Annotated in this window: 17 protein-coding genes and 1 tRNA gene; 11 read left to right on the top strand and 7 right to left on the bottom strand. The window is 66.2% G+C overall.

All coding sequences use genetic code 11. From position 1 onward, the window contains the following. Positions 1–1,134: DVUA0089 family protein (locus AAGI46_03525; protein MEM1011274.1), on the bottom strand; the 1,134-nt coding region annotated here is incomplete at its 3' end. Between the two features lie 98 nt (positions 1,135–1,232). Between AAGI46_03525 and AAGI46_03520 the strand changes: the two genes are divergently transcribed. Then, a complete protein-coding gene (locus AAGI46_03520) occupies positions 1,233–2,054 on the top strand; it encodes a nucleotidyl transferase AbiEii/AbiGii toxin family protein (GenBank protein MEM1011273.1) in 822 nt (273 codons plus the stop codon). A 34-nt stretch (positions 2,055–2,088) separates the two neighbouring features. Here the strand turns inward: AAGI46_03520 and AAGI46_03515 are convergent. After that, positions 2,089–2,161 (bottom strand) — tRNA-Phe (locus tag AAGI46_03515). A 78-nt stretch (positions 2,162–2,239) separates the two neighbouring features. Between AAGI46_03515 and AAGI46_03510 the strand changes: the two genes are divergently transcribed. Continuing rightward, positions 2,240–2,458, top strand: a complete 219-nt coding sequence (locus AAGI46_03510; protein MEM1011272.1) for a hypothetical protein — start codon at positions 2,240–2,242, stop codon at positions 2,456–2,458. A 286-nt stretch (positions 2,459–2,744) separates the two neighbouring features. Here the strand turns inward: AAGI46_03510 and trpB are convergent, their stop codons facing one another. Together trpB and AAGI46_03500 are read right to left on the bottom strand one after the other, a co-directional pair. Beyond that, complete coding sequence (gene trpB, locus AAGI46_03505; protein ID MEM1011271.1) at positions 2,745–3,941, bottom strand: tryptophan synthase subunit beta; 1,197 nt, start codon at positions 3,939–3,941, stop codon at positions 2,745–2,747. 9 nt (positions 3,942–3,950) lie between these two features. Then, entirely contained in the window at positions 3,951–4,958 is a 1,008-nt protein-coding gene (locus AAGI46_03500) for a hypothetical protein (protein ID MEM1011270.1), read from the bottom strand. 141 nt (positions 4,959–5,099) lie between these two features. Between AAGI46_03500 and priA the strand changes: the two genes are divergently transcribed. The 3 genes from priA (at position 5,100) to AAGI46_03485 (ending at position 10,072) form a co-directional block, all read left to right on the top strand. Then, a complete protein-coding gene (gene priA, locus AAGI46_03495) occupies positions 5,100–7,565 on the top strand; it encodes a primosomal protein N' (protein ID MEM1011269.1) in 2,466 nt (821 codons plus the stop codon). Between the two features lie 117 nt (positions 7,566–7,682). Continuing rightward, the gene (locus tag AAGI46_03490; protein MEM1011268.1) at positions 7,683–8,846 is read left to right on the top strand and encodes an anthranilate synthase component I family protein; all 1,164 of its coding nucleotides are present in this window, start codon (positions 7,683–7,685) and stop codon (positions 8,844–8,846) included. A 98-nt stretch (positions 8,847–8,944) separates the two neighbouring features. Then, positions 8,945–10,072 (top strand): hypothetical protein, encoded by a 1,128-nt coding sequence (locus tag AAGI46_03485; protein MEM1011267.1) that lies wholly within the window; start codon positions 8,945–8,947, stop codon positions 10,070–10,072. Here the strand turns inward: AAGI46_03485 and AAGI46_03480 are convergent. Continuing rightward, positions 10,065–10,898 (bottom strand): alpha/beta hydrolase, encoded by an 834-nt coding sequence (locus AAGI46_03480; protein MEM1011266.1) that lies wholly within the window; start codon positions 10,896–10,898, stop codon positions 10,065–10,067. The two genes, AAGI46_03485 and AAGI46_03480, sit on opposite strands and share 8 nt — an antisense overlap. A gap of 107 nt (positions 10,899–11,005) precedes the next feature. On the opposite strand from AAGI46_03480, the gene AAGI46_03475 reads away from it, so the two are divergent. Then, a complete protein-coding gene (locus tag AAGI46_03475; GenBank protein MEM1011265.1) occupies positions 11,006–12,433 on the top strand; it encodes a S41 family peptidase in 1,428 nt (475 codons plus the stop codon). Continuing rightward, positions 12,430–13,461, top strand: coding sequence for a tRNA (adenosine(37)-N6)-threonylcarbamoyltransferase complex transferase subunit TsaD (tsaD, locus tag AAGI46_03470; GenBank protein MEM1011264.1), 1,032 nt, complete (start codon positions 12,430–12,432; stop codon positions 13,459–13,461). Before AAGI46_03475 ends, tsaD begins: the two co-directional genes overlap by 4 nt. 94 nt (positions 13,462–13,555) lie before the next feature. On the opposite strand, the gene AAGI46_03465 is transcribed toward tsaD, so the two are convergent. Further along, positions 13,556–14,596 carry a M20/M25/M40 family metallo-hydrolase gene (locus tag AAGI46_03465; protein ID MEM1011263.1) on the bottom strand — a complete coding sequence of 347 codons (1,041 nt, stop codon included), beginning with the start codon at positions 14,594–14,596 and terminating at the stop codon, positions 13,556–13,558. A 231-nt stretch (positions 14,597–14,827) separates the two neighbouring features. Between AAGI46_03465 and AAGI46_03460 the strand changes: the two genes are divergently transcribed. Genes AAGI46_03460 through AAGI46_03445 form a run of 4 tightly spaced genes read left to right on the top strand, consistent with a single transcriptional unit; the run spans position 14,828 to position 19,590 of the window. After that, positions 14,828–15,748 (top strand): hypothetical protein, encoded by a 921-nt coding sequence (locus AAGI46_03460; protein ID MEM1011262.1) that lies wholly within the window; start codon positions 14,828–14,830, stop codon positions 15,746–15,748. 45 nt (positions 15,749–15,793) lie between these two features. Then, a complete protein-coding gene (locus tag AAGI46_03455) occupies positions 15,794–16,807 on the top strand; it encodes an arginine N-succinyltransferase (GenBank protein ID MEM1011261.1) in 1,014 nt (337 codons plus the stop codon). A 15-nt stretch (positions 16,808–16,822) separates the two neighbouring features. Then, a complete protein-coding gene (locus AAGI46_03450) occupies positions 16,823–18,814 on the top strand; it encodes an amylo-alpha-1,6-glucosidase (GenBank protein ID MEM1011260.1) in 1,992 nt (663 codons plus the stop codon). Beyond that, complete coding sequence (locus AAGI46_03445) at positions 18,751–19,590, top strand: hypothetical protein (protein MEM1011259.1); 840 nt, start codon at positions 18,751–18,753, stop codon at positions 19,588–19,590. The genes AAGI46_03450 and AAGI46_03445 overlap by 64 nt, the downstream gene beginning before the upstream one ends. On the opposite strand, the gene AAGI46_03440 is transcribed toward AAGI46_03445, so the two are convergent. Beyond that, complete coding sequence (locus AAGI46_03440; GenBank protein MEM1011258.1) at positions 19,580–20,383, bottom strand: DUF3881 family protein; 804 nt, start codon at positions 20,381–20,383, stop codon at positions 19,580–19,582. The two genes, AAGI46_03445 and AAGI46_03440, sit on opposite strands and share 11 nt — an antisense overlap. Positions 20,384–20,387 lie beyond the last annotated feature (4 nt).

The following is a 20,387-nucleotide window of genomic DNA, read 5'->3' as shown; positions in this document are numbered from 1 at the left end:
GCTGTCGACAGGAATGCTGTTGACATCGATCAGCAAGCTGCCTGGCGAGACGAACACGTACTCGCCGTCCGGAAGCGTGACATTCGGAGTCAGCTCGAACACCGTGAAGGTCGGTGCGATGATCGGAAAGACGGTGAAGTCGGCGTCCGTGAAGATCTCGCCGGTCGTCTGGTTGAACAGGTCCCAATTTGGCGAGAACGAACCACCCTGCAACGGCCTGTCGATGTCGATGTCGAAACGGAACTGGCCCGAAAGGTCGAACCTCGGGATCAGGGTCGTAACGTCGTCCACAGGCGTAACCCGCAGGTCGTAGCGCCCGGTCTGCCTCAGAACAGCCGTGTTGACATCTCCGGTGCCTGTCAGCGGATCGTAGTCGAGGTTGTTGAACGCGCTGATGCCGGCGTAGTAAGTCCCCGCGGGCAGAAAGAGTTCGAGGTAGGATTCGAAATCTGTGCTACTCGGCAGCTCACTGATGGCAAATCCGTCGTCGTTGAACCCGATCTCCGCGCCTTGGTCGTCGAAGACGCGGAGCACGCTGTCGAGCCCGGCGGTTGAGATGTTGGCCGTCGTGTCGATGTCGAAGGCGTACTCGGCGTCCGTCGGGATGAAGATCTCGTGGATGTCGACGTCGCCCGGGTGCCCGATGACGCCTTCGGTGACGGAGTAGGTCGACCAGTCGAAGTTGGCTTCATTCAGCGTGTCGTTGGCGTCACCGTCCTGCACCTCGAGCAGGAAGCTTCCGAAGTCACCGGTTTCACTTGAGACGTCGACGTAGTAGTCGCCTCCTTGATCGAACTCATACTCGAGCCAGCCATGATCGTTTTTACTGCCATTGGCCTCCTCGGCTGAGCCGGTGTTGGATGCCAGGACGGTGCCACCGGTCGTCCGCAGGGTGACGGCAGAGTCGAAGATTGCCGTACTTCCGCTGAAATCTCCATCGACATCGATCGTCACGATCTGCCCGGCCGGAACCGAGAGCAAGTACCGGTTCACGCCACCCGAAACCAGCGTGTCGCTGACGGAATCGCCTGGAAAAAGCTGTGGCGCAGACGCCGACCGCAGGCGCCGATCTTCGAGCGGCTCGATGGCGTTTCGGGCCGCACGCACGATTGCTGAGACACCTGATGACTTCATGTTCAATCTCCCCGCTGAGGACGTTCTCGCACGTTTGACGTCGTCAAAGTACCGCTGACCTCCAGACTTGCAAGCAGAATGAGGTACCGTCGCCGGGCGTGCCCGAGCCCGTCACGTTGAATCCGGCGGACTTGCATGCCCCGGCCGGTCCCGAGGAGCTGGAGGCCTGGTGCGAACAAAATCAGGCTCCGATCGAAGCCGGCCGCAAGCGGATCGTCGAGCGTGCGGTCGTGCAGGCGATGGCCTGCCACCCAGAACTGCGATCCCGATTCGTCCTCACCGGCTCTGTCGTCTTGGCCCTGTTCCATGGCCTGCCCCGCATCACCGGCGACGTTGATCTCCGCTGGGACGGGCCGACCGCGACGAAGGAGCAGCAACGCCTGATCCTGAGCAACGTCCGCCGCATGCTCAACGAGCACATCGACCGCTTCCTGCCGGCAGGCGACGAGTGGAAAGACCACGCCCGGCAACTGCTGGCGATTCAGCTCTCGCAAGGCGCTGGCGTCACCACGAGTGAACGGACGGTTCGCCTCGATCTTGATGGAAGCAACCGACTTCGCGTCGCAACCCCGTCGGGCGTCGCTGCAATGAAGATCATCGCCACGCTTCGGCCTGTGGCCATCGACAACCCACGCAAGCACGACCTGACGGACGTTGCCTGGATGCTCGAAAATGACCTCATCAACGTCGCGGAGCTTCGCGGCGACCTGTCGAGACTCGCGAGCGTGCGCTCGACCCGTCGAACGCCTGCCGAGCTGACCGATTTCCAGCAACGGTCCGTCGTCGCCTCCCGAGAAGCTTCGCAACAGCGGTGGCAGCCGACGTCGGTCACTGACGGGATAGAGGCAGTGGTGCAGCTGACCCGTCTGACAGGCCAACTCACGCGAGAGGCCGAAGCCTTCTCGGCCTCTGTTGCTTGATTGCCGGTCGACGTCCAACTTCGCGACGTCACAGTGGTCGGGGCCGGGTTCGAACCGGCGACCTAACGATTTTCAGTCGTTCGCTCTACCAACTGAGCTACCCGACCGGCGAGCCGACACACTACGCCACGTCGCGACAGCGGGCAAACGAACGCGGCTGCTGTAAACGTGTACACTTAGCAGAGATGACCCAGACGCTCGAACAAGCGCTTGAGCGGGTGAGAGAGCTGCCGGACGATCGCCAAGACGCGATTGCCGAGTTGATCGTCGCTGAACTCGAGGCCGATCGCCAGTGGGAGAGGTGGTTTGCCGAGACATCGGATCAGCTCGAACTTCTCGCGAAGCGTGCACTCGAGCGGCGCGCTGAAGGCAAAGCAGTCCCAACCAATTGGGACGAATTGTGAACTCGGAGCTCGACCAGGATTTCGTCAGGCAGTTCGCCAAACTTCCGCCGTCGATTCGGAATCTTGCTCGACGCAGTTACCGACAGTGGCAGGCCAACCCGGATCACTGGGATTGCAGTTCAAACTGCTCAACCGTCGACTCTCAATCTGGTCAGTCCGCATCGGCATTCACTACCGGGCTTTGGGTGTGAAGCCGGATCATGAAACGATCGTTTGGTTTTTCATCGGATCTCACGCCGACTACGACGGCGTGCTGGCACGACTCCGGTAACGCGAAGACGCGAGGTCATCCAAGCAGCCGGGCGATCTCCTGGCAGTCCTTGTCGCCTCGGCCGCTGCAACAGACCAGGACGTTGCCGCCGGGGCCGATTTCGCGGGCGAGGCGTTCGGCGGAGGCGAAGGCGTGAGCGGTTTCCAAGGCGCACAGAATGCCTTCGGTTCGGGCGAGGCGTTGGAAGGCATCGAGAGCGTCGGTGTCGGAGACGGCCTCGTACTCGACGCGGCCTTCGTCTTTCCAGAACGCGTGCTCGGGGCCGACGCCGGGATAGTCAAGACCGGCCGAGGCACTGTGAACCGGTCGCGTCTGGCCGTCGGGGTCCTGGAGCACGTAGCTGAGGCTGCCGTGGAGGACGCCGGGCTCGCCATAGGTGAGCGGTGCCGCATGGTCGCCCGCCCCGCTGCCCCGGCCGCCGGCTTCGGTGCCGATGATGCGGACGCCGTCGTCATCGATGAATGCGGCGAACATCCCGGCCGCGTTGCTGCCGCCGCCGACGCAGGCGACGACGGCTTCGGGCAGATCACCGCCGTTGTGTTCCATGAATTGACGTCGTGACTCGTCGCCAATGCAGCGGTGGAAGTCGCGCACCATCGCCGGGAACGGGTGCGGGCCGACGACGCTGCCGAGGATGTAGTGCGTCTCGCCGCTGGAGCCCATCCAGTCGCGCATGGCTTCGTTGGTCGCGTCTTTTAGCGTGCGACTGCCGGAGTCGACCTCGATGACGTTGGCCCCGAGCAACCGCATGCGGAACACGTTGAGCGACTGTCGGCGGACGTCTTCGGAGCCCATGTAGACGTCGCACGGCAAGCCGAACTTCGCCGCCGCCGTCGCCGTCGCGACGCCGTGCTGGCCCGCGCCGGTTTCGGCAATGAGGCGGGTCTTGCCCATTCGCTTGGCGAGTAACGCCTGACCGATGGTGTTGTTGATCTTGTGCGCGCCGGTGTGGAGCAAGTCTTCCCGCTTGAGCCAGATGCGTGCCCCGCCGACCTCGTCGCTGAGCCGATCGGCCGGTACGAGCAACGTCGGCCTTCCAGCGAAATCGCGAAGGTGCGTCGCCAGTTCCGCGTTGAAGGCCGGATCGACCTTGGCTTCCTGATAAGCTGCGTCGAGTTGATCGAGCGCGCTGACGAGCGTCTCGGGCACGAAGGTCCCGCCGAATCGGCCGAAGTAGCCACGGCGGGTTGAGGTCGTCGTTGCGGCAGCCATGTGCCGAGTTTAAGACGAAGACGATGCGGCGGCTTCAATTGCGGTGTCGACTGCGACTGCACCCGCAACGCCGGCCACGGCTTCAGCCTGCTTGGTGCGGGCGCGGACGTAGCCGTACATCGCCATCGGGATGCCTGCTCCGAGGTACTCGGCCGGGAGTGGCATGGCGAGGGCTTTCAGCGGTCCTCCTGGCTCGCCGAGGGCGAGTCGGACGGGGTCGGTGAAGAGCATCGCTGCGACGTACCCGACCACGCCGACGATCAGCGGCGCGGCGAACGACCAGTACGCGGGCCTGGCTGGCACATTCGCGTGCGCAGCAAGTGCCCCGAGCCAGCCGCCCAGACCGACGGCGACGGTGGTCTGCATCGGATCATCATTCTGGGCGACGAAGTAGACGACAAGCCCGCAGACGCCCGTCGCCGTGCCGAGGTGCGCCAAGCCTGTCTGCCACGAGTCGCCCTTGGTCGCACGGTCAGCCGTGCGGGTCTTGGCGCCGGGCAGTTCGAGCCAGCGACGCAACGCCGGACTCATCGCGCCCTTCTCGCGTCCCAGGTGCAGCAGCGACCAGAGCCCAGTCGTGACGGCCGAGAGGACGAGCAGCTCGACCAGCATCGTCACAAAAACGCCCGTGCCGGCATCATCGAGCGTGTAGTAGATCGACTCGCCCACGTGACGCAGCACCAGCAATCCGACCAGCGCCGCCGCCCAGCCGGCGTCGTAGCGGACGCGTCCGGCCAGCATCGTCCCAGCCGCTGTGCCGACGACGAGAAGCACAATCGCCAGCACCAGCATCGCCGGCCCGACGGCCTGGTGGAGCAGCAGCGTGTCGCTGCCTCCGTCGGTCGGGAAGCCGATGACCATTCCCCCGACGAAAAACAGCACCGCCGACACGACTGCCGCCGCGACGACCAGTGGCGTTGCCAGACTCGCGGCGATGGCTTCCTTCAGGCTCGTCAGACCACGACCTGTGAGCCCGGTCTTGCTGCCTGGAACCTGATCTGCCGCGTCCGACGCCATCCCGCCACGTTAGCGACAGTGGGTACAGGAGCGAAAAGCGACCGCAATCACGCAGAAGCCACAACGCATCGCATCCGTGGTCGCTGTCGTTCACCGCTAACCGTGTTTCGGGTGATCGACGAGCACCACCTACGTTGTCTTGTGGCGAACGAGGTCCTGTTCGAAGAGCTGCTGCTGGAGCCGAGTCGGGCTTCGGACACGCAGAGCGCTGAAGGACCGTTCGCCCGGGTAGCGCTGGAGCGAGCGGTCGACAAGACGCTGACCTACGTCGTCCCGCCGGCGCTTCGGCCGACGCTGCGTGCCGGGCAGCGCGTGCGGGTGCCCTTGGGGCGGAAGGATCGGACGCAGTTCGGCTTTGTCGTTGACGTCGCCGAGACCTTCGACGCCGAGGCTGCAGGCGTCTCGGCGGCCAAGCTCAAGCCCGTCCGTGGCATCGAGGACGACCGCGTCCTGGTCGATCAGGCCATGATGAAGCTGGCGCTCTGGATCGGCCGCTACTACTGCTGCGCGCTCGGCCTCGTGCTCGAAAGCATGATTCCAGGCGCGGTGAAGTCCAAGACCGGCCTCGGCTACACGAGCGTCGTGCGTCCGATCCTCTCCCGCGACGAGCTTCAGGAACGTTTCGAAGCCACCACGGCGAAGAAGCGACGCACGCTTCTGGCTCGGCTGATGCAGCTCGACGAGGGTGAGACGATCGACGTCGTCAAACTCGCCGGCGACGCAGGCGTCACGCCGCCGACGGTGAAGAAGCTCGCCAAGCTCGGCGTTGTCGCGATCGAGACGGTGCCCGACCTGCCGACGCTGAGTGAACTCGAGCCATCGCCTGTCACGCCGTCGAGCGTCTCGCTCAACCCGGATCAACAGCGCGTTTTCGACGCCGTCGCTCCGAACGTGCGCGACGGCGGTTTCGCGACGCATCTGCTACTCGGCGTCACCGGCAGTGGCAAGACCGAGGTCTACCTGCGCCTGATGGCCGAGGCTTTGGCGAAGGGCCGGCAGGCGGTGCTGCTCGTGCCGGAGATCGCGCTCACGCCGCAGACGACGAGGCGCATCAAGAGCCGCTTCCCACGCGTCGCCGTTCTCCACAGCGGCCTGTCTCAAACGGCCCGGCACAAGTACTGGCAACAGATCGCCACTGGCCAGGCGGAGGTCGTCGTCGGTGCCCGCTCGGCCATCTTCGCCCCCGTCCCGAACCCCGGCCTGTTCGTTGTCGATGAAGAGCACGAGTCCTCGTACAAGCAAGACACCGCCCCGCGCTACCACGCCCGCGACGTCGCCATCAAGCGAGCCCAGCTGGCGGACTGCCCCGTGTTGCTTGGGAGTGCGACGCCGTCGTTGGAGTCGTATCAGCGAGCACGGACGTGGATCGATGATGCGCGAAGAGACGAAGGAGCAAAGGAGCGCGAAGTCGGTCATGAATACGCTGTTTCTGCTTCGCGCTCCTTCACTGCCTTCGCGTCTTCGCGCATCAGCGAGTTGCATCATTTGCCAAACCGTGTCGCGAATCGGCCGATGCCGACGATTGAAGTGGTGGATCTCAAGGAGGCGGCGCGGATGCGGAAAGGCGTGCACCTGCTGTCGCCGCGGTTGGAGCACTTGCTTCGGCACACCAAGGACGTCGGGCAGCAGTCGATTTTGCTGCTCAATCGCCGCGGATACGCGAGCTTCGTCTACAACCCGAGCACCGACGAGCCGGTCTGCTGCCGATTCTGCGACGCGACGATGACGTACCACCGCACGGCCGGACACGGCGACGTCGGGGCGTCGTTTCGCAAGGCTCTGCACACGGGTCAGCTCCACTGCCACTACTGCCTGGCCGTCGATCCGCTCGACGACGCGGCCAAGCGGTCGGGCGGCAACCTCTCGCTCTTTGGCCTTGGCACGCAGCGGATGGAAGAGGAGATGGGACGCAAGTTTCCCGACCTCACTTTCGAGCGCGTCGACTCCGACACCATGCGACGCTCTGGCGACTACGAGCGCGTGTTGGAACGCTTCGCCAACGGCGAGATCGACGTGCTCCTCGGCACGCAGATGATCGCCAAAGGGCTCGACTTTCCGAACGTCTCGCTGGTCGGCGTCGTCAGCGGCGACACGAGCCTCGGCCTGCCCGACTTCCGCGCGGCCGAGCGGACGTTCGGGCTCATCACGCAGGTCGCCGGACGTGCCGGCCGCGGCGAGGTGCCGGGGCGTGTCGTGCTGCAGACGTTCAACCCGTTCGACGAGGCGATCCGGGCGGCGACGAAACAGGACTACGTCGGCTTTGCCGATCGCGAGCTGGAGCATCGCCGGGTCACCGGGCTGCCGCCGTTCGGGCGAATGGTGCGGATCATCCTGCGCGACCGCGACGAGGAGAAGCTGCTCACGCGAGCCGAGGTCTTGGCCGGGCAGCTCTCCGACGCCGCTGATTCGGAAGGCGAGTCGGTCCACATCGACGGGCCGATGCCGTGCCCGATCTCTCGGATCGCCGGCTACTTCCGGCAGCAGATCGTCCTGCGCTCGCCGCAGGCAATGCCGCTGCAGCGAGTGCTGGCGAGGGCACGTGGTGCGGGTGCTTTGAGTCAGACCGATCGACTCGCAGTCGATGTCGACCCGGTCAACCTGATGTGATGTGGCTTGCGACCGTCCGGTGCAGCGAGCCCCGAGCGTGAGCAAGTGGGTCCGGTCACAGACCCGCTCGCTCACGCTCGGCTCGACAAGACAAAAGAACGCAAGCGTCGTGATGTCGTGATTCGTATAAACGGTGTCTTGTTCCGCGTCCGACTCGATTCCAGCTACGACGACCTGCCGTGGCAGCTGTCGCAGGCGACGGCGGACGTGGTGCTTGTCGAACGCAGGCTCATCCGTCGCGGCGAGGCTGTCAAAACCTTCGACAGCGACGTCGATGCCCTGCGATGGCTCGACAGCGAACGCCGCGGCGACGACGGCCACGCGTGGGTCGGCTACCTCGGGTACGAGCTCGGTCAGACGTTCGAACCCAAAGCCTGCGTCCGGCCGACGCGGCCGACGGCGACGCCGCGTTTCGCCTTTGGTCGGGTGCCGGTTCGTGATGACGAACCATCGAGACCGCAGGCCCGCCCGTCGACGTCATCCGAAGATTGGACGAGCACGTTCGAGCGCGACGACTACCTGGCCGCCGTTCGCCGCTGCATCGACTACATCGAGGCGGGCGACGTCTTCCAGATCAACCTTGCCCAAACCCTGATCGTCGACCGCCCACCGCCCGCGGAGCTGCTGTACGAGCGACTTCTCACGGCGACACCGGCGCGCTTCGGCGGCGTGCTGCAGATCGGCGATGCGGCAATCGTCTGCAACTCGCCCGAGCTCTTCCTGCGAATCGAGCCGGACGGCCGCATCCAGACCCGGCCGATCAAGGGCACGCGACCCGCCGGGGACACTGCGGCCAGCCTGCTTGACAGCACCAAGGACGCGGCCGAACTGAACATGATCGTCGACCTCGAACGCAACGACCTGGGCCGGGTCTGCGAGACGAGCAGCGTCATCGTCACGTCGCCGCGGTCGGTCGAAACGCACCCGACGGTCCACCACGGCGTTGCGACGATCGAAGGTCAGCTTCGCCAGAACATCGGCCTTGCGGACGTGCTGGCGGCGACGTTTCCGAGCGGCAGCATCACCGGAGCTCCGAAGATCCGTGCAATGCAAATCATCGACGAGCTCGAGCCGACGCCGCGCGGGCCGTATTGCGGGGCGATCGGCCGACTCGACGCCGACGGCTCGGCCACGTTCAACGTCGCGATCCGCACCGCGACGCACGTCGATGGCCGGCTGCACATCCCCGTTGGCGGCGGCATCGTGGCCGACAGCGAGCCCGCAGCCGAGTACGAGGAGACGCTCGTGAAGGCTCGCGCGTTTCTCGCCGCGGCGGGCTGAAGAAAAACCTCGAGTCGCGCGCATGAACGCGAGACAGACGTCGTCCTCCGTGGCGTCGGGCAATGAACGCCCGCAATCGCCTTATCCGGAGTGACGCCATGAATCCCTACGGCCACCTGTCGAAGTTGACCCCTTGGCATGCCGAGCTGCCTGCCGATCGTCTTCCAGCTTGCGTCGCAGACGAGCACGTTCTCGACGCTCAAGTCGAGCAAGCCCTCGCCGATCATCCACGCGGCGACATCCGGCTCGCAGGAGTCGTTGCTCGTCGCCTGGAGCGCGAGGCCGTCATTCGGCCGGAGGCGATCAGCGATCAATCGGTCGTGACGCGTCTGGTGGACGAGGTCGTTCGGACCGCCGCCATTGCGACCGGATCGGCACAGCCGTCGGATCGGGCGTGGCTCTGGGTGCGCCTGGACCAGCGGGTCCGTACGACGCTCGGCGACCGGCAAGGCGTTGCAACGCTCCTGAGCCCGGACGAGCGACACGACTTCGCGAGCGACTTCGTCGTCCACGAGATGGAGCGGCTCGAAGACCCGGCCGAGGATCGGCTGGGCGACTACGAGGTCGGCCGGCTGCCGATCGAGGTTTGGCTCGCCCCGCGACGCATCGTTCGGCTGCGAGCACTCGACTACGCCAAAGCACGGCGTGCCGGCGGCCGGGAGGTTTCGTTGACGGCGACGACCTTCAACCGCCTGGTCGCCGAAGAGGACGAGGCCCCGACGCCGCCGGATGCCGAGACAGTGATGTCCACGATCGAGGCGGCAATCAAGAGCGAGCCGTGCGCACATGGGCCGTCGGCCGCATGGGTTCTGCTCGGCCTGCAGCTCTGGCAGACGCTGGATCGTCACGACACCTCCGTGGCCCGGCTGCTCGATGCCGCAGTCTCACGCGTGGCCTCGGCCAACAACGTCGATCGACCACGCGCCGTCGAGCTGATCGAGTCGGCCCACGGAAACTGTCGTGACAAGCTGGAGCTGGCGCTCAACGAACTCGCCGACGAACGCGACGCCCGCTTCGGCACCAGTGCGGCGCAGCGGCTCCGCTACGTCAGCGATCGACAGAGTGCGGTCCGCTACGAGCTTGCGTGGTGCCCGCTGGACACCGACTCGATCGTGTCGCTCCTCGGCGTGTCGATCGCCAACGCCCACCAGCAGGCGAAGCGGATGCGCGACATCCTCGCCGAAGCTCTACGCGAACTCGTTCATGACCGACGCGAAACTAGTTGAGCAGCGTGGACTTCTGGGAGTCGTCGACGAGACGCGACAGGGCCACCGCGACTTCGGCCGGGGACTCGACCGGTGACATGTGCCCGCAGTGCGGCAGGACGTCGAGCCGTGCGGACGACACCGCGTCCGCCATGGCTCGGCTCTCGGCGAGCGGGACGATCTGGTCCTCTTCACCGGCGACGATCGAGATCGGGCCGTCGAAGGATCGGAGGTCTTGCGAGTAGTCGTCGCGGTCGCGCATCGCGCGAGACGCCCTTGCGATGGTCGTGGCCGGCGTGTCGAGCATGATTCGCAGCAAAGCCTCGGAGACGGCCGGTCGCTGCTCGTACGCCTCGGGCGCTAGCATGCGTGGGTGCATGGCCGAGACGACGGTCGGCGTTCCGCGTCGCTTGGCCGTGGCGGCCATTTCGTCGCGGGCGGGTTTGGCTTCGGGGGCGTCGGCTCCCGATCGCGTGTTGACCAGACCCAGGCCGATGACGCCTTCCTGCCAGTTGCGGACATAGTCGAGCGCCACGTAACCGCCCATCGACAGCCCGGCGATGATCAGCGGCGGCAGGTCGAGCGTGAGGACGAGTGCCCGGACGTCGGCTGCGAGCTCGTGCATGCCGAAGTCGGCGTCGTTGGTGAACGTGCCGAAGCCGCGCAGGTTCGGACGAATCACTCGGGCTTTGCCGGTCATGCGTTCGGCGACGTCGTTCCAGACGGCCGAGTGCAGTGGAAAGCCGTGAAGGAGCAGCAGTGTCGGAAGCTTGCCACTCGAGCCGTTGCCCGACGGGTCACTGTCGTGGTAGGTGATGGTGTGCCCGTTGGCGGAAAGCTTGTACATAGCGAAATGCGTGAACCAGTCCCGCTGCTGCTCGCAAAGTCGGTGCCCGGTTTCGCTTCCGTCGCCTTTTCAAGAAAGCCGAGTCACAGCGCCGCTAGCGTTACTCCGTGGCTGATCAAACCACCGAGCAAGCTGCCGCGGCAAACGATGGGCATTTGTCCAAGGTCGAGCCGCAGCGTGTCGCCTGGGGCATCGTCACGCTGGTTTTGGCGGTTCTCGTCCTCCGCGGAGCCAGCCTCGGCGGCGGGGCCGTCGACGCGGATGAGGCGAGTTTCGTCAAAACCTTGCTCGAAGTGAAGGACCGCGTCGAAACCGGCTACGTCCGAGAGATCGAGGCCGACGTCCTTCGCCAGGCCGCGATTGAAGGAATGCTTCGGCTGACGACGGATGACAACACCGGCTACATCCCGCCGGCCGAGGCGGAATCATTCAACAACGCCCTCGGCGGCGTTTACGTCGGCATCGGCGTGAACATCTTGGCCGTCAACGCGGACGACGATGCCTTCACCATGCTTCAGCCGTCCGGCGGAATTCGCGTCACACGCGTCCTGCCCGAGAGCCCCGCGCTCGACGCCGGCCTGAAGGCGGGCGACATCCTCGTCTCCGCCGACGGCATCGACATTCGGCCGCTGACCGTTCGAGAGGCCCAGGACTACATCATGGGCCCGGCCGGCACCGACGTGACCATCGGTGTCGACCGAGACGGCACAACGCTCACCTTCGACATCACCCGCGCCAGCGTCGAATCGCCGGTGCTGGAAGGCATCGCTCGGAAGGACGACGGCTCGCCGCGATTCCTCATCGAGGCGGCCGACGTTCCGGCGGAAGTGGCTTTCGGGTCGGGTGAGCTCCCGCGCATCGCGTATGTGCGGCTGGAGCGGTTCACGCCGAACTGCACGGCCAAGGTCGCCAACGCCCTCCTGGCTCTGGAACCGCTGGATGGCGTTGTGCTCGACCTACGCCAAAACCCCGGCGGCCAACTCACCGAAGCCGTCGGACTCGCGAGCCTGTTCCTCGATGACGGCCAGCTGATCACCTTCGAAGACGGCCGAAATGCCCAGCGAACCCTTCACCGCGTCGATCGGCCCGAAGAGGTACCAGATTGGCTGACGACCGTGCCGCTGGTGTTGCTCGTCGACGGTGCGTCGGCGAGCGCGAGCGAAATTGTCGCCGGTGCCCTGTCGCACCACGGCCGGGCGACGCTGGTCGGCCAGGACACGTTCGGCAAGGGCAGCGTGCAGATCCCGCTACCGATTGGCGGGCCGGACGGTCGGTTTGGCTTTCTGCGTCTCACCGAGGCGTATTACCACTTGCCCGACGGCCGAATCGTCGATCGCACGGGCGGCGTGAGCAGCGGCGTCGAGGTCGACGTCGACGTGCCACTCGCAGAGGGCGAAGACAGCCGCCCGGAACAAGACGGCCCGATTTGGCCACGGCAGGTCTGGCGGGCGTACGAGGTACTATTGGTCGATTTGCTCCAGCCGACCGGCCGGGGCGACGTCGTCGAGCCGGCGGCCGTTCAGGAGACGTTGTGAGCGGGCCGACGGTCCTCGGCATCGAAAGCACCTGCGACGAGACCGCCGCCGCGATCGTGCGTGGCCGGCACGTCCTGTCGAACGTCGTCGCATCGCAGGTCGCCAAACACGCCCACTTCGGCGGCGTCGTGCCGGAGGTCGCCGGACGAGCCCACGTCGAGGCAATCGTCGGAGTCGTGAAACAGGCGATGGCCGAGGCACAGGTCGATGACGGGCAACTGGATGCGATCGCCGTCGCCCATCGACCTGGCCTGATCGGCAGCCTCGTCATCGGCACGACTGCGGCCAAGGCGTTGTCGCTCGTCTTCGATCGGCCGATCGTCGCGGTCGACCACGTCAAGGCCCACCTGCACAGCGTCCGGATCTTCGCCGATGGCGAGCCCGAGCTCGATCCGCCGCTGCCGGCCGTCGGGCTCGTCGTCAGCGGCGGGCACACGTCGCTCTACCACGTCGTCGACTGGCTCGACGTCCGGCGGATCGGAAGGACCATCGATGACGCCGTCGGCGAGGCCTACGACAAGGCCGCGGCGATGCTCGGCCTCGGCTATCCCGGCGGGCCGATCATCGACAAGTTGGCACAGACGGGCGACGGAACGTCGCTGAACCTTCCCCGGCCGATGCTGGGCCCGACATCGCTCGACTTCAGCTTCAGCGGGCTCAAGACGGCCCTGCTGTATGCGGTCTTTGGCGAGAAGGGGCGGGCTCGAACTCTGGCAGACGTGAGCCAGCAGCAGGTCGCCGACGCCGCGGCGTCCTTCCAGGCGGCGTGCGTGGAGACGATCGTCAGGAAGCTTCGGCGCGCCGTTGACCAGACCGGCGCGAAGAGCGTCGTCCTCGGCGGCGGCGTCTCTGCCAACCGGGGCTTGCGACAAGCGGTCCAGGAGAAGCTCGACGTGCCCGCGTTCGTGCCCGCGTGGCCGTACTGCACCGACAACGCCGCGATGATCGCCGGGCTGGGCGCGAGGCAGTTCGCTTCGGGCGACGTTGCGGGGCTCGATTTCCTCGCAGAATCCACCGTCCGCGACTGACGACTGCGACCCGCAGGGTCGCAGCTACCCAGTACACCGAGCTGACTTCAACGCAAGTCGGTAGCTGTGACCCTGTGGGTCGCAGTCCGTCCGATCACGCAGCGAGCCACGCGGCGATCAGGCTCACAGCGCTGTCGAGATCGTCCAGGTGAACCATCTCCGTCACGGTGTGGATGTTCCGCGTCGGGACTGCCAACGTGATTGTCTTCACGCCAGACCGGCTCCGTTGGATCGCCGCGGCATCGGTGCCGCCGCGGGGCAGGACGCTGAACTGGAACTTGACGCCCTTGGCCTTCCCAGCGGCGGCCATTTCGTCGACGAAGGCGCGGTTGCTGATCGAGCTGCTGTCGAGAATCTTGATCGCCACGCCGTCGCCCTGCTTGGTGACGCGCTCCTCGTCCGGCACGCCGGGCGTGTCGACGCAGAGCGTCGTGTCCAGCGCGATCGCAAGGTCCGGCTCGGTCGCGAACGCCGCCGGACCGGCACCGCGAAGGCCGACTTCCTCCTGCACCGTCGCGGCGAGGATGACCTCGTAGTTCGGGTTTGGCGTCCGCTTCAACGCTTCGAGCACGACCCACGCGGCCACGCGGTTGTCCATGCACTTGCCGACGATCGTCTCGCCGATTTGCGACGCTTCCTGGACGAGGGCGACGGGGTCGCCGATCTGGACCTTTTCCTTTACCTGCTCGCCCGGCAGGCCTAGGTCGATGATGAACTCCTGGATTTCCGGGATTTTCTTCTTGTCCTCGTCCTTGGCGATGTGGATCGGCCGACCGCCGGGGTTCATGACGCCCTGCATGTCGCCCGACTGCGTCATGACCGTCACACGGCGGGCCAGCAGGTTGCGCGTGTCGAAGCCGCCGACGTTCTGGACGCGGAGGAAGCCGCGATCGTCGATGTGGCGGACGTAGAAGCCGATCTCGTCAATGTGACAAGAGAGCAGAACGCGCGGCTTGCCCTCGTTCTTCTTGACACCGATGAGGCTGCCCATGGTGTCGACGGAGACGTCGTCGAACACCTCGTCGAACTTGGGCTTGAGGAGGTCGCGGATGCGTTCTTCGCGTCCGGGGACGCCGAAGGCGTTGGAGAGTTGTTTGAGGTAGTCCAGGTCCATGTCGCCGCGGGAGGTGCTCATGGAGGCAGCGTAGCGCGGTGGAGGTGGTGGAAGATCGTGCGTTTGGGGAGTTGTGGGTGGTTGGACGCTCGTTCCGGGGGATCGCTTCGCTCACCCCACGGCTTCGGTGTGCAATCATCGGGATGAAGCCGTGGGGTGAGCGGAGCGAACCCCCGTAACGGGGACGCAAAGACGCGATTTCCCTGCAACCTGGAGCACCCCGGTGTGTCTTTTGCCTGGAAGGACCAAGCCATGAACCGACCGATCGCGCTCGTCGCACTGCTCGCTTTCTCAGGCACGCCCGCGCTCGCCCAGCAGGCGGCGAGTCCGTTCTGGAACGCTCAGGACGCAAACGCGACGCCACCCGCTGCCGAGGAACAGCCTTCGACGGGATTCCCGACGCGTCTCGCGAGCGAGGTCGCGCCCTCCCACGCCGAAGCCGTCCGGCTTCGACTCGCCGCGAACGAAGCAAGGGTCCTGGCGCAAGCGCGGGAGGCCGAGGTCCGTAACCGCGTCACACCTGCCGTCGAGGTTGCTCGCGACGAGCTCTCCGCTGCGATGACCGATCTGGTCCGAGCGAAGCAGGACGTCGTCGACGAACTGAGCCTCGACCCCGAGTACGCGGCCGCCGGGGATCTCGCAGCGTCGATCGACGCCCGTCTGGCCCGCCTTCGGTCAGCCGGCGAGCCCGCGTCGGCGACGACCCGCGCGCTCGCAGCTCAGGCACTCGATTACGACCTGCTTCAGTCCGCCCGTGAGAAGGAAGCCTTCGCCGACTCGCAGGCCGTCGCGTCGGCCCGTCTTCGAGTCGACGCCGCACGAGATGCCGTCCGCGAAGCTCTGGCCGAGGTCGAGCGTGCCGTCTCTGCCGATGGCGAGCTGGCGACGCTGCGTGCCGAGGCCCGTCGTCTTCGAATCGATGCGGCCGCGGCCCGTGCTTATGCCGAAGCTGCCCAGCGATCGGCCGACCTCGCGCTCGACTTCGCAAGGCGCGAGGCCTTCGCCGCACAGCAGCCGCGATTCGACGGCCGCTACTACGACCCGGACGCCTTTGGCTTCGGTTACCGATTCGGGCCGTTTTTCCGCACGCGTCCGATCATCGGATTCCCGATCGTCGGCCAGCAGCTGCAGCGGCCGACGCCCGTCATCACGAACGTTTTCAGCAACCCTTGAGATCGACGGGTTGGTCGATCGGTCTTTGTGCGGCATGATGCCCGCGTGTACCTCGTCCGGCCGGCGACACAAGACGACGTCGACGCGCTGTTCGACCTGCTGACGCTCACGGGCGGCACCATCACGACGCTCTCGGGCGATCGCGAACAACTCGCCCGTCGCGTCAGCAGGAGCCTCGCTGCCTTCGACGACCCGCCCGAGAAGCCCGCTGGCGAGACCTACGTCTTCGTCATGGAGCACCGCGACGGCGAGGCTCACGAGATCGTCGGCACGTCGGCCGTCCAGAGCAAAACCGGTGGCTTTGAGCCGTTCTACGGCTATCGCATCGAGGAAGAGCACTACGCCAGCGCGGCCCTCGGCGTCGACAAACTGATCAAGAGCCTCCACCTCGCCGAGGACCACAGCGGGCCGGCCGAGGTCGGCGGGCTCTTCCTACACCCGGATCACCGCGGCGGCGGACGCGGACGCATGCTCAGCCTCGCACGCTTCCTGTTCATGGCGCTGCGGCCGTCGGCCTTCGATGCCCACGTCGTTGCCGAGCTACGCGGCAGACTCGACGCCAACGGCGAGAGCCCCTTCTGGAACGCCGTCGGCAGGCACTTCTTCGAGGTGCCGTTTGATGTGGCCGATCGGCTGAGCTTCGCCGAGAAGCAGATCATCGCCGACCTGATGCCGGACCACCCGATCTACATCGAGATGCTCCCGCCCGACGCCGGCGCGGTGATCGGCGTGGAGCACATCGAATCGACCGCCGCCCGTCGCGTGTTGGAAGGCGAGGGCTTCACGTTCATCAACCTCGTCGACATCTTCGACGGCGGGCCGACGCTGGAGTCGAAGCTCTCGGACATCCGGGCTGTCCGCGAGAGCCGGCAAATTGCCATCCGCGTCGCCGAGGAGCCCGAGGAGCCCGACTTGCTGCTGGTCAAAGAGCAACCGCGACCGGTGTTCGTCGAGGCGCGCTCCGCCGGTGACGACGCGGTGATCCCTGCCGATATCGCCGGTGCGACACGTTGGCAGTCGGACGATCAGGGTCTGGTGGTACGGCTGCGTTCTAACTGATAGCGTGGTAATGCGATGGCGACGTCCTTCGAGCTGACACGCGAGACCTCGCCAGACGCGTACGAGCTGGAGACCTACGGTGAGCTTCGTCCGGCCGTCAATCGCGAGTGGCTGCTCACCAACGGCCTGGGCGGCTACGCGAGTGGGACGGTCGCCGACGTCTCGACGCGTCGCTACCACGCGACGCTCGCGGCAACGAATCGCCCGCCCGCCGCACGTGTGATGGCCCTGTCTCGCTGGGGCTGTCGGCTCAGCTTCGACGATCAGTCGCACGACCTGTGGGGCGGCTACTTCCGCTACGGACTCAGTGGTGACGGTCCGACACGGCTGCGGCGGTTTCGCCTCGCAGACGACGTGGCCGAGTGGGAGTTTGACGCGTCGGGCGTGAAGGTGTTCAAGCAGGTCTTCGTTTGCTGGCACCGCAATGTGACCGGCGTCCGATTCCTGGTTCGCCCGCCGTCGGATCGGCCGGAGTTGGCGACGCGATTAGAACTGTCTCCGTTTACCGGCCTTCGCGACCTGCACGAACTTCAGCGATCGGGCCAATTGGGCGTCGGCGTCTCGCGCGACGAGTCGGGCGACCTGCGAATCGAGACCGACGCCATCGACGTTCGCCTTCGCGCCCACGACGCCCATGACGAGGCGTTGCCCTTCGAGAAAGAGCCCGACTGGTGGTACGGCCAGACGTATCCGATGGAGGCCAAACGCGGCAACGACGATCGCGAGGACCTCTTCACGCCAGGCCGCTACGTCGCTGAGACGTCGGGCGAAGGCGCGGTCACACTGTGGGCGTCACTCGGGGCGATGCCGAAACTCGACTGGTCGACCGAATTGGCAAGGCGGGCCGAGGCGTCGAACGGCCGGACATTGCCGACGGTGCCACAGCGCCGACTCGCCCGTGCCGCCGCCGACTTTGTCGTGCGCCGTCGTCGGCCTGATGGTGCACCGGGTACGACGATCATGGCCGGCTATCCGTGGCTCCGCGACTGGGGCCGGGACACATTTATCGCGCTGCCGGGCCTCTTGCTGTCGACGGGCCGGCACCTTGTCGCCGGCCAAGTGCTCAGCACGTTCGCGGCCTTCGTGAGCGAGGGCATGATCCCCAGCGACTTCGACCGCCAGACCGGCCAGCCGAACTACAACACCGTCGACACGAGCCTCTGGTTCATTGACGCGTCATTCAAGTACCTTCGGGCGACGGGCGACCGCGATGTCTTCGACGCGGTGCTGGAGCCGACGTGCCACGCGATCGTCGAGGGGTACACCAACGGCACTCGCGACTCGATCGGCGTCGACCCGGCCGACGGACTCGTCCACGCCGGCACTCCGACGACGCGACTGACGTGGATGGACGGCGACCTCGACGGTCTGCCGGTCACTCCCCGCAACGGCAAGCCGGTCGAGATCAACGCGCTCTGGTACCACGCACTGTGCCTCCTCAAAGACGACCGGGCCGAGGACGTCAAACGATCGTTCGTCGAGGCGTACGTCTTGCCTGACGGTCGTGGCTTGGCGGACGTCGTCCGCGAGTCGCCGGGTCGGTACGAGCGCGACGAGACCCTCCGGCCGAATCAGATTTTCGCCGTCAGCCTCCAGCACTCGCCGCTGGAGTTGGACGACCAGCGGACGGTCGTCGACGTCGTCCGACGCAACCTGCTGACGCCCCACGGGCTTCGAACGCTGGCTCCGAGCGAGCGCGAGTACGTCTCGCGTTTCACCGGCACACGCAATGACCGTCACCGCGCCGGCCACCAGGGCAGCGTCTGGCCGTGGCTGATCGGGCCGTTCCTGGATGCGCACCTGAAGACGACAGGCCGGCAGCCGGCGAGTGTGCGTCGTGCCCGGACGTGGCTTCGTCCGCTGCTGCAGGACCTGGAGCGCGGCGGTTGCATCGGAAGCCTGCCGGAGCTCTTGGACGCCGAGCACCCGTACCGTCCGGGCGGATGTTTCGCCCAGGCATGGAGCGTGGCGGAGGTGCTCCGACTGGCCGTCGAGCTGGAGCTGTAAGCGCGGCCGTCGCGTTGCTAATCGCTGGCGTTGCGAACGCGGCGACGCTCGTACTCGTCGACGAACAAGTGACGCCGGGCACCTACGCCCTAGTCGACGTCTCGGACATTCCGAACGGCAACTCAACGCTGACGAGCGGCGGCTTCACCACGACCTGGCCACATCGCGGAGGACGCGTGCGCGTGCCGAGCCTCGTGCCGGCGGGTCTGCTGGAAGCCTGGCCCGTCACGATCAACGGCGAGACGATCAACGTGCCGATCATCGTCAACGAACCGGCCCGACCGTCGACGGTCGAGCCACGGGCCTACGACGCCGTCGCCGCGTGGCAACCGGTTCGGCCGATGCGGCATCGAGTGACGCTGCTGGTCGTTCTGCTGGCCGGACTGGTGTCGCTCGTCCTGCCGATTCCCGTTCGCTACCGACTCGCCGGCACGGCTGTCTCGATCGGCCTGCTGCTGCTCATCGCCTGGACTCGGCCAAGGGTCGCGGTACGCGAGGCGGACGTCGGCGAGCTTCGCTGGACGTTCCTTCGCCCCTTCGAAGACGGCGGCCGGACGACAGTCGAGCTTCCATCTTCCACCGAGCTCCGGCCGGTCGCATTCTCAACGGATCACCTCGAACGCCTCCGGCCGACGCTCGCACTTCGATCCGACGGAACGCCCCTGACGCTCACGCTGCAGATCGACGGCGTCGTTGCCGTTGTCCAGGAACTCGCCGCACCAGCCGATGACCCGCCCGACTGGGCAAGACCGCTGCGACGATTCGTTAGGCAATGATCTCCATCTTCATTCCGCCCGTGCCCGCGCCTTCTACCGGGACGGCGCTAAGCCAGCAGGAACCGGCAAACACCGCCCCCGACGACGCGTCGCCGTCGAGTTGCTCGTCGGACGCCACGACGTCGACCGTCATGCCGACGGTGCGAACCAGCATCGACCAGAACGACCGGCCCGTTGCCGCATTCGTCCGCCGCGAGGATTCCAGGATGCGTCCGCTGACCCGCGCCGTTGCCGGCGGGAGTTCGCCGTCGCTGAGCAGGCCAATGGGCAGGAACGACTCGACGGCGAATGCGAGCTGCGGGTTGTCCTTCGCCTCGGCCGCGACGTGTCGCGCGTAGTCGTCGTCGTCCAGAAAAACGCTGCCGCCGTGGCAGAACGCGGCCACCTGCACGTCGGCGTTGCCGTCGACGTCACAAGCCATGTCGTAGAACCGCGCGAACGCGGGGAGATCGAGCCCCGCCCGCGTCTCTTCCTGAGTCCCGACAGCCACCCACGCGTATACACCACCCGCCGGTGGGGCCTGCTCGTAGTCGTAGCTTCGTTCCAGTGTGATCCGTGCCCGACCACGGCCGGCGAAGTGCGGATCGACGGCCTTGGCCTCGCCCTGCTCGTTCACGCCGAGCCACAGCTGCGCCCCGCCGCCGGCATCCCAGCAGACGTACTTCCCACCCCAGCCCGGCTCGGCCCCCAGCACCTCGTACTGGTCACCCTCGGCCAGGGCCTGCCGCATGTACCGCTCGATCGCCGCATCGTCGTCCGCGGGAAAGCCGATGCTGTCGAAGTGGCCTGGCATCGGG

Source organism: Planctomycetota bacterium (genome assembly GCA_038746835.1).
In the GTDB taxonomy this organism is placed as follows: Bacteria; Planctomycetota; Phycisphaerae; order Tepidisphaerales; family Tepidisphaeraceae; genus JBCDKH01.
This window is presented reverse-complemented; position numbering and strand designations above follow the sequence as displayed.

Coding starts and splice junctions, on each gene's coding strand:
- AAGI46_03510 (MEM1011272.1), top strand. CDS start 2,240: ATGACCCAGACGCTCGAACAAGCGCTTGAGCGGGTGAGAGAGCTGCCG.
- trpB (MEM1011271.1), bottom strand. CDS start 3,941: ATGGCTGCCGCAACGACGACCTCAACCCGCCGTGGCTACTTCGGCCGA.
- AAGI46_03500 (MEM1011270.1), bottom strand. CDS start 4,958: ATGGCGTCGGACGCGGCAGATCAGGTTCCAGGCAGCAAGACCGGGCTC.
- AAGI46_03485 (MEM1011267.1), top strand. CDS start 8,945: ATGAATCCCTACGGCCACCTGTCGAAGTTGACCCCTTGGCATGCCGAG.
- AAGI46_03480 (MEM1011266.1), bottom strand. CDS start 10,898: ATGTACAAGCTTTCCGCCAACGGGCACACCATCACCTACCACGACAGT.
- AAGI46_03465 (MEM1011263.1), bottom strand. CDS start 14,596: ATGAGCACCTCCCGCGGCGACATGGACCTGGACTACCTCAAACAACTC.
- AAGI46_03460 (MEM1011262.1), top strand. CDS start 14,828: ATGAACCGACCGATCGCGCTCGTCGCACTGCTCGCTTTCTCAGGCACG.
- AAGI46_03450 (MEM1011260.1), top strand. CDS start 16,823: ATGGCGACGTCCTTCGAGCTGACACGCGAGACCTCGCCAGACGCGTAC.
- AAGI46_03445 (MEM1011259.1), top strand. CDS start 18,751: ATGTTTCGCCCAGGCATGGAGCGTGGCGGAGGTGCTCCGACTGGCCGT.
- AAGI46_03440 (MEM1011258.1), bottom strand. CDS start 20,383: ATGCCAGGCCACTTCGACAGCATCGGCTTTCCCGCGGACGACGATGCG.